We start from the raw sequence: 12867 nt of genomic DNA on the forward strand, positions 1-12867 counted from the left end.
AGGTGCCTCGCGAGCCGCTGCGTGTCAATACCGTGTGCCAGAGAAGTTTCCAGCCGTAGGAGACCCTCGCTGGCCACAGCCATTGACGGTCCGCGTCACGACGTGCGAAGGTCTGCGCAATCGTTTCGATGACCTGAAAGTGAGAGGAACGACTGGGCGGTGAACCGGCCAACCGCATGGACCGGTGAGCCGTATGGCGCTATTGAGTTACGGACCGGATCGCAGATCGGGTTCTACGACACGAGGAGGCGGCGAAGCAGCAGTGGCCACGATCTCCGACGTTGCACGGATGGCCGGGGTGTCCACGTCCACCGTGTCGCACGTCATCAACGGCACCCGGCCGGTCCGCGACGAGACCCGTACCAGGGTCGAGGAAGCAGTCCGGGCCACGGGCTACCGGCGTGACAGCCTGGCCCGCGCGCTGCGCCGCTCCCGCACCGACTCCATCGGATTGATCCTCACCGATGTGGCCGAGCCCGCCTTCGCGGCGATGGCCCACGGGGTCGAACAGGAGGCCATGGGCGCAGGGCTGACCGTGCTGCTGGCCAACTCCGGCGAGGACCCGGAGCTCGAGGCCAGGGCGCTGGAGGTCCTGGCCGAGCGGCGGGTCGACGGCCTGCTCATCGCCCCGGTCGCCCGCTCCCGCCGAGGGGCGATCACCGAGGTCATCGACCAGGGCACGCCGGTGGTCCTGATCGACCGGCTGGGCGGCGTCAAAGCCGACCAGGTCGGCGTCGACAACACCGCCCCCATGCGGGAGCTGGTGCTCCACCTCGTGCAAGCGCACGGCCACCGCCGGATCGCGCTGGCCGCTGGGGACACCGATGTCTCCACTATCGCCGAACGGCGGCGCGGCTACCTCGAAGCCCTCGACGAGGCCGGCATCGAGGTCGACGACACCCTGATCGTCACCGGCAGCGGCCGCGCGGACGACACCCGCGAGCGCATGACGAACGTCCTGCGGCAGCCGCAACGGCCCTCCGCGGTCGTCGCCGCCGGCACCGAGACCGCCGTGGGTGTGCTGGGGGCGGCCAAGGGGCTCGGCCTGAGCACCCCCGACGACCTGGCCTTCGCCACCTTCGACGGCTTCCCGCACACGGATCTGTTCCGTCCGGGCATCACCACGGTCACCCAGCCAGCCCACGAGATCGGTGCCACGGCGATGCAGCTGCTACTCAGCCGCATCGACGGCACCCTCACCACCCGCCCGCGCGCCATCCGCCTGGAACCCGAGATCACCTACCGGGAGTCCTGCGGCTGCCCGGCCTGAGCCGCCACCACAGCAAGAAAGCGGGCGGCGGAAGAGGTCCAGTCTCCCGCCGCCCGAATTCAGCGAACCATCACTGAAGGGATCAGTCTCCCATGCCCTCGCACGCCCTCGAACACCTCACCCGCCCCACCCGGGCCCGCACCGCGCGCGTCTCCAGCTGGGACCAGCGGGGCCGCAACCAGGACTACTGGACGACCCCCGCCCACTCCAGCCGCGTCCTGGCCGACCTCGAAGGACCGGGCCGGATCACGCACATCTGGATGACCCAGTTCTGCCGCAAGACCCTCGGCCCGGGCCTGATCGACCCGCTCGAGGCCGACACCGTGGCGCCCGTGATGGAGATCCACAACGCGCTCGGCGTCAACTGGGAGGAGCCGGACCCGGACTACTACCGCAAGGTCCTCATCCGCATCACCTGGGACGACGAGGAGGAACCAGCCGTCCTGGTCCCGCTCGGCGACTTCTTCGGCATCGGCCACTGCATGCCCAACAGCTACCAGTCGGCCCTGTTCACCGTCTCCGCCAAGCCCGAGGAATCCCTGATCTTCGGCGGCAGCGCCGCGTTGAACTGCTGGGCACCGATGCCGTTCAACAAGCGCGCCCGCATCGAGCTCGTCAACGAGAACGACCTGCCCATCCAGCAGTACTTCTACATCGACTACGAGCTGTACCCCGAGGACCTGCCCGAGGACACCCTCTACTTCCACGCCCGCTGGAACCGCAACAACCCCTGCAACGGCTGGGCCCCCGACATCCAGACCAACAGCCCCGAGGTCAACATCGTCGACGTCACCGGCGAGGACAACTACGTCATCCTCGACACCGAGGGCAAGGGCCACTACGTCGGCTGCAACCTCTCCGTCCACCACCGCCAGGGCAGCTGGTGGGGCGAGGGCAACGACATGATCTGGATCGACGACGACTTCCTGCCCGACGGCTCCACCAGCTGGCCGCCCTCCCTCCACGGCACCGGCACCGAGGACTACTTCAACCACGCCTGGGGCATGCAGAAGAACGCCTACCTCTACCACGGCGCGATCCTCCACGAGGCCGACGTTCCCGGCTACTCGGTCAACTACCGCTTCCACGTCGCCGACCCGATCCGCTTCGAAGAACGCATCCGGGTCTCCATCGAGCACGGCCACGGCAACCACCTCGCCGACGACTGGGCCTCCACCGCCTACTGGTACCAGACTCTCCCCTCCCCCAAGGCGACGATCCTGCCGCTGGAGCAGCGCCTTCCCGTGCGCCCGGCCGGCCAGCCCATGCCGGTTCCCGCCGCGCGTTCCGGCGCGGTCGCCGAAGAGATAGCGGTGATGCGCGAGCGGTACCAGGCCCGTTTCAAGCGCCACATGGAGCGCCTGGCCGAGCGCACCCGGCTGCGCGGCGAGCGTTCGCTGCAGGAGTCCGAGGCCAACGTCCAGCAGGCCGCCGCCGTGCGCCGCCGCTACGACGAGCGCACCAGCAGCTGACCCGCCGACCAGGAAGGCGCACCCCCGTGCCCGTATCCGATCCGCACTTCCCGGCGGCCCACCTCCGCCCGCCTGCCCACTGGATCAACGACCCCAACGGCTTGGTCTTCCACGACGGCCACTACCACGTGTACTTCCAGTACAACCCGCACAGCGCCCGCCACGCCGACATGCACTGGGGCCACTTCCGCAGCCCCGACCTCATCCACTGGGAGCTGCTGCCCATCGCGCTGGCCCCGACCGCGGGCGGCGACGACGAGGGCGGAGTCTGGTCCGGCAACGCCGTCAGCACCGACGGCAAGCTGGTCGCTTTCTACTCGGCCAAGCGGGACGACCGCTGGTGGCAGCCGGTCGCCTCGGCCGTCTCCCACGACGGCGGGCTGACCTTCACCAAGCACCCCGGCCTGCACATCCCTGACCCGGCCGACGGCACCTCGATGTTCCGCGACCCCTACGTGTGGCGGGACGGGGAGCGCTGGCGCATGCTCGTCGGCGCCGGCCTCACCGACGGCCGAGGAGCAGCCCAGCAGTACCTCTCCGACGACCTGGAGACCTGGGAGTACGCCGGCCCCTTCCTCGCCCGCGCACCCGAGCCGCTGCCCGGTGGGGTGGATACCGAGGAGGGCTGGGAGTGCGTGCAGTACGCCGACTTCGGCGAGGGCCGGGGCGTGCTGCTGCTCAGCGCCTGGGACCCGCAAGCAGGCGCCTCCCATACCGCGGCCTACCCGGGCCGCGACCACGGCACCCACTTCGCCGCCCAGGGGCCCCAACGCCTCGACCACGGACCCGAGTTCTACGCCCCCGCCCTGCTGCACGCCCCGGACGGCCGGTGGCTGATGTGGGGCTGGGCCTGGGAGGCCCGCGACGCCGTCCAGGTCGGCGCCCCCAGCACCTGGACCGACGAGGCAGGCTGGTCCGGGCTGCTCAGCCTGCCCCGCGAGGTCACCCTGGGCCCCGACGGCCAGGTCCGCCAGCACCCCGCACGCGAACTCGACACGCTGCGCGGCCGGCCGACCCTCCAGTCCAGGGGCCAGGTCACCGCCGGTGCGCCGTGCGACCTCGGCACCACCGGCCCTCGCAGCTTCGACCTCACCGCCCGCCTGCACCGCTCCGCCGACGGCCGAGCCGCAGCCGGCCTGCGTCTGGTGACCTCCCCCGACGGCAGCGAACACCTCGACATCACCCTCGATGCAGCCACCGGCGAAGTCGTCGTCGACCGCACCCACGCCTCCCGCGAGCCACGAGCCCAGCAGGGTTCCTGGCGCATCCCGCGCACCACCGAGCCCGGCTCCTTCGCCGAACTACGTGTCATCGTCGACCGCTCGATCGCCGAAGTCTTCCTCAGCACCGGCGAGGCCCTCACCCTGCGTTTCTACCCCCTGGGCGAGGAGCCCTGGCACCTCGAGGCCCGAGCGGCCGGAGCGGGAACCGCGGACTTCGAGGCGAAGGTGTGGCAGCTGAACCCGCTCAGCATCCACGACAAGAGCGACAGCAACGACGGCCCCTCATGACGGCCCCCCCAAGGCCGTGGTTGTCGGCGAGGGCCTCGTCGACCTGGTCCGGCGCACCGGGGCGGACGCGATCCGGCCCCTTCCCGGCGGCAGCCCCGCCAACGTGGCCATCGGCCTGCACCGGCTCGGCCACCGGGTCACCCTGATCACCAGCTGGGGCCACGACCCGCCCGGCACCCTGGTGTGGCCTGGACGTGCTTCACCTCCCGACTCCACCTCGGGACGCACCACGGTCGCGCTGGCCTACGTTGACGACGCGACCGGCTCAGCGACGTACGACTTCCTCGCCGCCTGGGACCCGCCGCACATCCCCCTCGAACCGGACACGGTACTGCTGCACACCGGATCCCTTGCCGTAGTGGTCGAACCGGCGCCACGCAGGTCCTGCACGCCTGCGCGCAGCTGCACGGCCGTCCCGGCCGGGTGGTGGCCGCGGACGGCGCCTACCGCGTCGCCGCACAACGCGTCGCCCAGGTCGCCGACGTCGCCGTCGAGGCGTCGGAGCAGTCGGGCGACGGTGGTGGCGCGGGGGATGCCGCGGACCAGGCCGATCTGGGCCCGTGTGGCGGGGTCGAGGCCGGCGGCGAAGCGTGTGCTCCCGGCCCAGCCGACGGCCCCGGCCAGGACGGCCACCAGGCACAGGACCAGGAGCGGGCCATCGCGGTAGCGGCGGCCCCGGCAGCTTCGCGGGTCCGGGATGGCGTCGAGGACCTCGGCGAGGGAGACGAGCGCGGTGGCGTCGCCCAGGAGACCGCCTGGCATGCGGGCGCGTTGGCGGGCGAGCATGGAGATCAGGGAAGATGGCATGCGGACACGGTTTCGGTTCAATCGGGCCTTCGGATTCCGCATCGCCAGGCGCTCGTCCTGCCTTCAGGGCCCGGCCGATGCGCAGAGGGGCCCCCGGGGCGTTACCCGACGAGGGACTGCGTCCCTATGACATTCAGGAGCGCCAAGCGGTCGGCGTCCTCGGTGCCGGGCTGGGCGGTGTAGACCATGATGCGAAGATCGCTGCCGGCGACGCTGAGCACGTCGCAGTCCAGGGTCAGTTCGCCGACCTGGGGATGGTCGACGGTCTTGCGCCCGGCTTCGTGCTCGCCGACGGCGCCTGATTCCCACAGGTCGTTGAAGTGGGCGCTGCGGCGGCATAGTTCGGCGATGAGGGACTGCAGGTTCGCATCGTCGGGGTAGCGGCCGGAGGTGCGGCGCAGGTCGGCCACGAGCGCTGCCTGCAGTGCGCCTTTGGATTCGGGGGTGTGGCGTACGCGGTGGTCAGGGTTGAGGAAGTTGCGCCAGGCCCCGTTGAGGTCGTTGCCGTGCCATTCCCCCATGAGTGCCGTGTAGAGGGGGTTGGCGAGCAGTTGGTTCCAGGCGGCGTCGAAGACGGCGACGGGCGTGCCGGTCAGACGGTCCAGCATGCGGTGGACACCGGGGGTGATGTGCCGCGGCACCGTGCCGGGGCCCGGTGGGGCGAGGCCGGCCAGACGGAAGAGGTGGGCTCGTTCGTCCTGGGTGAGTCGCAGGGCGCGGGCCAGGGCCTCGACGATCTGGGGTGAGGGCTTGGTGGCGCGTCCCTGTTCCAGCCGGATGATGTAGTCGGCGGAGACGCCGGCCAGCTGCGACAGCTCCTCACGGCGCAGCCCGGCGGCGCGCCTGCGTCCGCCCGCGGACAGGCCGACGGCCTGGGGCGAGACGTGATCACGCCAGTGGCGCAGGGCCGCGCCGAGTTCTGTGGTCGCCATGCCCTTGATTGTGGCAAGAGAGGCGTTTACCTGTCCTGGTACTGCCGTTCCCATGAAAACGGGTCTACTACCTAATCATCCGTTCCCTGCCGACCGTGGAGGCATGACAGAACCACGAACGCACGAACGGCCCGTCGTGGGGTTCATCGGGCTGGGTGATCAGGGACTGCCCATGGCGACCGCGATCGCCGAAGCAGGGTTTCCCCTGCACGCCTGGGCCCGGCGCCCCGCCTCCCTGGACGGCCTCGGTCAGGTGCCCCACCAGCGGCGCGACACGGTCGGTGAGCTGGCTGCTGCCTGCGACATCGTCTGCCTGTGCGTGCGCACCGATGACGACGTCCTGGAGCTGGCCGACCAGCTGCTCGAAGGACTGCGTCCCGGGGCGATCGTCGTCAACCACGGCACCGGCCTGCCCGGTAACGCCGTGCGGCTGGCCGAGCTGTGCGCGAAGGGCGATGTGGAGGTGTTGGACGCGCCGGTAAGCGGCGGCCGTCCGGGTGCCGAGGAGCGCCGGCTGACCACGATGGTCGGCGGTCCGCAGGCCGCGGTCGACCGCTGCGCGCCTGTGCTCCAGTCGTTCTCCCGCCACGTGGTGCACCTCGGTGAGGCCGGCGCGGGGCAGACGGCGAAGCTGTTCAACAACGCGCTGCTGATGATGAACCAGGCCGCGATCGGGGAGATCGTCGAACTGGCCGCCGAGCTGCAGCTGGATGCCGGCCGGCTCGTGGAGGTCCTCAAGCTGGGCAGTGCCGCCAGCGCGGCACTGTCGCTGCTGAACACGATGGTGCGGCCCGACAACGTAGCGCACCTCTCCGGCGTGGAGGCGCTGGATATGGAGCTGTTCGACCAGGCCATGCGCGAGGCCGGAATCGACTCCACCGCCGTTACCGAGCGCGGCCTGGCCGGCGCGCACGGGCTCACGCAGCTGCTGCACCGCCTAAACGCCTGAAACGGCGACCCCCGCTCACCCTTCTCTTCTCTCAAGGAAGCCCCATGCCCTCTGATGACGTGACGCAGCTGGTTCTGCGCGAACGCCAGAGCCGGGACCGCGGCTGGTACGACGAGATGGCCGACTGCTTCGCCGACGACTCGATCGTCCAGATGAGCTGGTTCACCGGCAGCGGCGCCGACTTCGTGCGCCAGACCCGCGCCATGGCCGGGCGCGGTGACTATGCGGTGCACCGGCTCAGCCCGCCTGCCGTCCGCGTCCACAGGGACCGGGCCCTGGCCTCGCTGCCGCTGATCATCGAGTGGCGTATCGACATCGACGGGGTGGAGGCGGACCTGGCCTCCGCCTGCCGCTCGCAGTACCGGGCCGAGCGCGGCGCCGACGGCCTCTGGCGCATCGCCCGGATCACCTCGATCTACGAGAAGGACACCCTCGTCCCGGTTCTGCCGAGCACCCGGCTCGCCGTCGATGCGGCCGAGTTGGCCGGCTACCGGCCGTCCTACCGGTTCCTGGCTTGGTACCTGAACCGCAAGGGTTACACCGTCGGCGATCACCACCTCGGCGACGACCAGCCCGAGGCCGTCGCCGAGCAGTACCGCGCCGAACACACCTGGCTCCACCAGAGCCCCACCACCGAGGCCACTTCGGCCGACCCCCGAAAGGAACAGCACTCATGAGCAAGCTCGCCCTCGTCACCGGCGCCACCTCCGGCATCGGCGAGGCATTCGCCGAACGCCTCGCCGCGGACGGCTACGACCTGATCATCGTCGGCCGCAACAAGGACCGCCTCGAGGAGTTCACCGCCACCCATCCCGGTGTCAAGGTCCGCACCGTCGCCGCCGACCTGTCCACCGACCTCGGCGTCGACACCGTCGCCGAGATCTGCGCCGACGAGCCGCTGGCCATGCTCGTCAACAACGCCGGCGTCGCCCACTACATGCCGCTCGCCGAGCTGCCCGCCGACAAGGCCCGCGAACTCGTCCACGTCAAGGTCGTCGCCCCCACCATGCTCACCCGCGCCGCCGTAGCCGGCATGCAGGAACGCGGCCACGGAAAGATCATCAACGTGGCCGGGATGATCGCTTTCAGCGGTCCCGCCGACAAGTCCGTCATGCCCCGCCGCGCCGTCTACGCCGGCTCGCTAGCCCACCTCGTCGCCATGTCCCAGACCCTCAGCGCCGAACTGGAGGACACCGGCGTCCAGGTCCAGGTGCTGTGCCCCGGCGTCGTCGCCACCGAATTCCACACGCGCCAGGGCCTCGACCTGAGTGCGGTGCCGCGCATGAGCGCCGAGGACGTCGTCACCGCCGCGCTGCGCGGCCTCGAACTCGGCGAGGTCGTCTGCGCCCCCGGCGTCGAGGACGCCGGGCTCCTCGACGCGGTCTTCAAGTCCGACCTCGCCGCCTTCGGCGGACAGAGCCCCGAACTCGCCTCCCGCTACCGGGCCCGCTGACCGCGACTCCGGCCGTCCGGCCCGGGCCGGACGGCCGGGGCCGGGGCCGGACGGGGAAGCCCGGGGCTCTGTCGGAGATCTTGTTGTGCCAACTTGTCCGAGCCGGCCGCGACCGGGTCGGGAAGGACCCAGTTGCGAACGCCACGAACCAGACGTCAGTCACGAACGTGACGTCCCACCACCCGAGAACGCACGCGCCCTGAGGTGTCTGACAGGGGCCAACACAATGAGTCAGCTGCACCTGGTGCGCCGCGTCGGTAGTTGCCGGGTTGCCCGCTCCGGGCGGTAACGTCCCATGCATGCGGGTGGTGACTTGGAACGTCTGGGGATGTTTCGGCCCGTGGCGGGACCGTGCGCCACGGCTCCTGGAAACTCTGGCCACGCTACGGCCAGACATCGTGTGCCTACAGGAGACATGGGTAACGCACGACACCGGTCAGGCCGACGATCTGGCCGCGCAGCTCGGCATGCAGGCGGTCTTCAGCAGAAGTCGCATGCCGGAGCCAGCTCCGGCCCCGAACGCCGTGGAGCTCGGCCTGGCGATCCTCGGCCGCTGGCCCATTTTGGAGTACCGACGGGAACGGCTGCCCGACGGCACGGATGGACCATTGCCAGCCACAGACCCGTCGGTGGCACTTGTTGTCACGTTCGACCACCCAGCAGGGCCCCTGCATGTGGTGACGGCTTGTCCTGACTGGCATGCCGACCGGAGCCAGGCTCGGCTTTCCCAAATCCAAGCTCTGGCGGCCCTGCTCACGGATCCCGCTCTCGACGGTCCGCTGCCGGTCATTCTCGCCGCCGACCTCAACTCGTGCCCTGACACATCCGAATTCCAGGCCCTGACCCGTGTTCTAGTCGACACCTGGGCCGCCGCTTGTGCCGGACAGCCGGGCTACACCTTCACCACCAACAACAGCTTCGTGGGCAGCGATGAGTGGCTCGCTGAAGGACGGATCGACCACATCCTCGCCCGCTCCGGCATGCCCGCACACCCCCTCATCGTCCGAGCAGCTGCACTGGCCGGGACCAGCGAACCAGCACCGTCAGACCACTTCGCCGTAGTAGCCGATCTGGAGTGCTGATCAGGCCGGGATCGACTGGAGTGCCAGCCAGGCGACCACATCACGGGGCCTTGATAGTGAACCGAGTTGCCGGAGGGTGAACAGGCAGCAGGCGAGCTTGAGGAACGCTTCCTGGATGTCGGCCCGTCGTTCCCAGCAGATCCTTAGACGCCGAAAACCGTGCAACCGGGCAAAGCTTCGTTCGATCACCCAACGACAGCCGACCAACCCGGTACCCTGCCGTGTTCCGCGGCGGGCGATGGCGGGCACGGTGCCGCGCTCGCGGACCTGGTCTCGATAAATGTCGTGATCTTAGCCGCGGTCGGCGAAGAGCGAATCGGGTTTGCGGCGAAGCCGGCCCACCCGGCCGCAGATCGGTGGGATCGCATCGAGCAGGGGGATCAGCTGGGTGACGTCGTTGCGGTTGCCGCCGGTCAGCAGAACCGCCAGCGGGGTGCCGTGCCCATCGGTGATCAGGTGGTGTTTCGAGACGGCCCGGCCCCGGTCCACCGGCGAGGGGCCCGTATGGCTCCGGGACTTCGTGCCCGCGTTGGAGCAGTTCCTCGGCGGCTCGGCGGGGCTGTCTCCGGCCACCGTCACCCGGCTGACCCAGCAGTGGAGCGACGTTGGTGGTGGTGCCAGCCGCGCCAGGTGCGGCCCTCGTGTCGGGGTCACTCGTCGGCGTCGTCTCGACGCCCACCGCCGGAAGGCTCAACGCCAGCGTGACCGAGCAGGCCCGAGAACATGGACTGGTTCGAACCTGCCCGCCACTCGCGCGAACACCGACTCCGACTCGGCTGTCCAGCCGGCGACTTCGGTCATCCCCTGCATAGCAGGACAACGACAAGCACCAGCTCAGGACACGATCCGCTGCGGGAGTACTAGGCGGGCTGCGGGGCCGGTGTTGCCGGAGCGACCGCGGCCTTGCGGGTCTCGCGCATTATCAGCAGGCCGTTGACCACCATCAGTGTCGCGGTCAGGGCGTGGACGCCGAGCGCGGTGGCGACGGAGCCGTGGTGGGCCAGCACGGTGGCCATGTCGCCGTACGCGGCGAGGGCCTCCACCAGCAGCGCCCAGCCCAGCGCCCGGCGGTGGCCGGTCACCAGCAGGATGCCGAGGACCAGGGCCAGGACGACGTCGCGGATTCCCTTGATGATCAGGAAGCCGCCGCCGTCGCCTGACGGCCAGCTCGGCATGCCGAAGCTCGGCGCCGTCGTCTCGGGGCTCAGGATGAACTCCCCACCGAACCAGAGGATGAAGAGGATGAACGCGGCGGCCAGAACGGTGTTGATCTTCTTCAGCGACATTGTTCTCCTTGCGAGTCTTCGTCGGCCTGGTGGGTTTCGTGGAGCTTGCTGAGTCCTGTGGGGCTTGATCAGGCCGTGCGGATGCGGCTGATCGAGGGGCGTGGCTTGCCGGGATCGCAGGTGTGGGATCTGAGCGGCGGATGCATTTCCGAATGTCGGGATTTCGGTGGTCAGCCGCCCCGAGGAGTGGGGATCGTGCGCCACCGGCGCGGCGTCGGCCCGCGGGGTCAGAAATCCGAAGCCCTCTTGGGCTCACCCCGACGGACGAAAGTCGTCGATACACAGGGGCGAACCCGCGTATGCCGGGGCAGCGGTGGTGTCAGACGAGGGCGGAGACGAGCAGGGTGAAGGCGGCGATGATGACGGCGACGCGGACGTAGTGCCAGCGTCCCCAGCGGTTCAGCTGCTCCTTCCAGTCCGCGGGCCGGTTCTCGGGGGTCCAGGTCTTGTTTCGGTTGTTGATCGGGACGAGCAGCAGCATCGACATGACCACGCTGACGATCAGCAGTCCGGCGGCGGTGACGACGAGTCCGGCGCCGTGGTGGTGCCATCCGGCGACGGCCCAGATCGCGCTGAGGACGAGCGAGCCGATGTACCAGAAAGGCATCAGTGCGCCGAGCATCCGGCCGCCGTGGGCGTGGCCGAGCTGGCCGCTGTCCTCGGGAAGCGCGTCCAGGATCCGGTTCATGATGAAGGCGACGGAGAACTCCACCCCCACCATCAGGCCGACGACGACGGTGGTGACGACCTCGAGTGCGTTGAGCATGACGATCCCTCCGTGAACTAGCGTTGCTAGCTGATGAGGCAACGCTAGTACTGCTGCCGCTCGGTTGTCTAGCGATGCTAGGATCGATTCATGTCGGTACAGGAACGCAAGGCACGCGAACGGGTGGAGCGCGAGCGCCTCATCGTGGCGACCGCCCGCGAACTCGCCGAGCAGCAGGGCTGGGACGCAGTCACCACCCGCCGGCTCGCCGAGCGCATCGAATACAGTCAGCCCGTCCTCTACAGCCACTTCCGCGGCAAGCGCGAGATCATCGGCGCCGTCGCCCTTCAGGGGGCCGCCGAACTGGCCGCGGCGGTGCGGGCCGCGACCTTGGCCGCGGACGGCCCGCGCGCCCGGGTCGCCGCCCTTGCCCACGCCTACCTCGACTTCGCCGCACGCAACCCGGCGGTCTACGACGCCTTGTTCCAGCTCGACGGCGGCCTGGCGTACGCGCAGGAGGACACCCCCGAGCCTCTGAAGGACGCCTTCGCCGCCCTGCTGGAGAGCCTCGGCGAGGTCGCCGGGGAAGGCGTCGACCCGGGGCTGTTCACCGAAGTGTTCTGGGCGTGCTTGCACGGCATCGCGACCCTGACCCGGGCGGGACGGCTGCCGCCGGAGTACACCGAGCACAGGGTGGAACTCCTGGTGGACCGGCTCGCTGTGCTCTGACACACCGTCCCGGCGGGCACGCGGCCGGGGCCCTCGGACCCCGCCGCCTGCCTGACCGAGCCTGTTCGGTTGACAACCGAGACGGCCGCCGCCCTGTAAGCCCCAGGCCAGTGCGGAGTCAGGGCAAGTGCGCTGCAACACGTCGAGCAGGGCGTCGTCCTCCCACTGGTCGACCACTTCGAGGTAGCCGACCGACGAGCACCTTGGAGTGCGCAGCCCATCCGCCCTGCTTGGCTGTGACGATCTGGTCGTGGCCCTTCATGCGTGAGGACCTGGCGAGGCCGCGGCGGAGGCGGTGGCCGGTGAAGCGGATCTCGGTCCCGGCGCGTTCGCCGGCGCGGGTGACGACGCGCAGATGGACTCCGGCTGCAGTCCGGTCTTCATGACGGTGTGCCAGCGGTTGCGCAGACGGCGCCATGCGTACCCCTCGGGGTCGTCCAGGCCGGCGGCCTCCTCCCATGCCTGCCAGGCGCGGACCGGGCAGATCGAGGGCCGCGAGCCGTAGGGACCGGCACGATGCCGGGCCGGACCTTGGCCACGCACAGGTCGGCCCGGATGCCACCCGGGGGCTCGGCGAAGTCGCGGACGCGCGCGAAGGCCAGTTCGTCCTCGCGGCCGACGACGGCGAAGTGCATCAGGACCAGCGCGCGGTCGCGGATGCCCGTGAGGT

At 70.0% G+C, this 12867-nt stretch carries 13 protein-coding genes and 1 pseudogene; 9 read left to right on the plus strand and 5 right to left on the minus strand.

Annotation, left to right across the window (positions count from 1 at the left end):
• The first annotated feature begins 262 nt into the window (after positions 1-262).
• The 3 genes from C3488_RS22090 to C3488_RS22100 all read left to right on the plus strand — a co-directional run bounded on the left by C3488_RS22090 (position 263) and on the right by C3488_RS22100 (position 4253).
• Positions 263-1270, plus strand: a complete 1008-nt coding sequence (locus C3488_RS22090; RefSeq protein WP_103841985.1) for a LacI family DNA-binding transcriptional regulator — start codon at positions 263-265, stop codon at positions 1268-1270.
• A gap of 92 nt (positions 1271-1362) precedes the next feature.
• The gene (locus tag C3488_RS22095) at positions 1363-2742 is read left to right on the plus strand and encodes a glycoside hydrolase family 172 protein (RefSeq protein ID WP_103841987.1); all 1380 of its coding nucleotides are present in this window, start codon (positions 1363-1365) and stop codon (positions 2740-2742) included.
• 26 nt (positions 2743-2768) lie between these two features.
• Positions 2769-4253 carry a glycoside hydrolase family 32 protein gene (locus C3488_RS22100; protein WP_103841989.1) on the plus strand — a complete coding sequence of 495 codons (1485 nt, stop codon included), beginning with the start codon at positions 2769-2771 and terminating at the stop codon, positions 4251-4253.
• A 243-nt stretch (positions 4254-4496) separates the two neighbouring features.
• On the opposite strand, the gene C3488_RS40680 is transcribed toward C3488_RS22100, so the two are convergent.
• Entirely contained in the window at positions 4497-5060 is a 564-nt protein-coding gene (locus tag C3488_RS40680) for a transposase family protein (protein ID WP_181139134.1), read from the minus strand.
• 101 nt (positions 5061-5161) lie between these two features.
• Positions 5162-5992, minus strand: coding sequence for a helix-turn-helix transcriptional regulator (locus tag C3488_RS22110; protein ID WP_103841993.1), 831 nt, complete (start codon positions 5990-5992; stop codon positions 5162-5164).
• A 103-nt stretch (positions 5993-6095) separates the two neighbouring features.
• Between C3488_RS22110 and C3488_RS22115 the strand changes: the two genes are divergently transcribed.
• From C3488_RS22115 to C3488_RS22130, 4 genes are all read left to right on the plus strand, one after another.
• Complete coding sequence (locus C3488_RS22115) at positions 6096-6941, plus strand: NAD(P)-dependent oxidoreductase (RefSeq protein ID WP_103841995.1); 846 nt, start codon at positions 6096-6098, stop codon at positions 6939-6941.
• A gap of 44 nt (positions 6942-6985) precedes the next feature.
• Positions 6986-7618: a nuclear transport factor 2 family protein gene (locus C3488_RS22120; protein WP_103841997.1), complete on the plus strand. Its 633-nt coding sequence runs from the start codon at positions 6986-6988 to the stop codon at positions 7616-7618.
• Positions 7615-8394, plus strand: coding sequence for an SDR family oxidoreductase (locus tag C3488_RS22125; RefSeq protein WP_103841999.1), 780 nt, complete (start codon positions 7615-7617; stop codon positions 8392-8394). The genes C3488_RS22120 and C3488_RS22125 overlap by 4 nt, the downstream gene beginning before the upstream one ends.
• 299 nt (positions 8395-8693) lie before the next feature.
• On the plus strand, positions 8694-9476 hold the full coding sequence (locus C3488_RS22130) for an endonuclease/exonuclease/phosphatase family protein (RefSeq protein WP_103842001.1): 783 nt from the start codon (positions 8694-8696) through the stop codon (positions 9474-9476).
• Here the strand turns inward: C3488_RS22130 and C3488_RS22135 are convergent.
• The 3 genes and pseudogenes from C3488_RS22135 to C3488_RS22150 all read right to left on the minus strand — a co-directional run.
• Positions 9477-9995, minus strand: a pseudogene (locus tag C3488_RS22135) (IS5 family transposase); the annotation flags it as partial.
• A 341-nt stretch (positions 9996-10336) separates the two neighbouring features.
• Positions 10337-10762 (minus strand): DUF4267 domain-containing protein, encoded by a 426-nt coding sequence (locus tag C3488_RS22145; RefSeq protein WP_103842005.1) that lies wholly within the window; start codon positions 10760-10762, stop codon positions 10337-10339.
• 319 nt (positions 10763-11081) lie between these two features.
• Positions 11082-11528 carry a DUF1772 domain-containing protein gene (locus tag C3488_RS22150; RefSeq protein WP_103842017.1) on the minus strand — a complete coding sequence of 149 codons (447 nt, stop codon included), beginning with the start codon at positions 11526-11528 and terminating at the stop codon, positions 11082-11084.
• A 90-nt stretch (positions 11529-11618) separates the two neighbouring features.
• Here C3488_RS22150 and C3488_RS22155 point away from each other — a divergent pair, with 90 nt between their 5' ends.
• Both C3488_RS22155 and C3488_RS41095 read left to right on the plus strand, forming a co-directional pair.
• Positions 11619-12197 carry a TetR/AcrR family transcriptional regulator gene (locus tag C3488_RS22155; RefSeq protein WP_103842007.1) on the plus strand — a complete coding sequence of 193 codons (579 nt, stop codon included), beginning with the start codon at positions 11619-11621 and terminating at the stop codon, positions 12195-12197.
• Positions 12198-12655: 458 nt separating this feature from the next.
• The coding region (locus C3488_RS41095; RefSeq protein ID WP_219822328.1) for a hypothetical protein at positions 12656-12867 on the plus strand (212 nt) is incomplete at its 3' end.

Source organism: Streptomyces sp. Ru72 (assembly GCF_002920635.1).
Classification (GTDB): Bacteria; Actinomycetota; Actinomycetes; order Streptomycetales; family Streptomycetaceae; genus Streptomyces.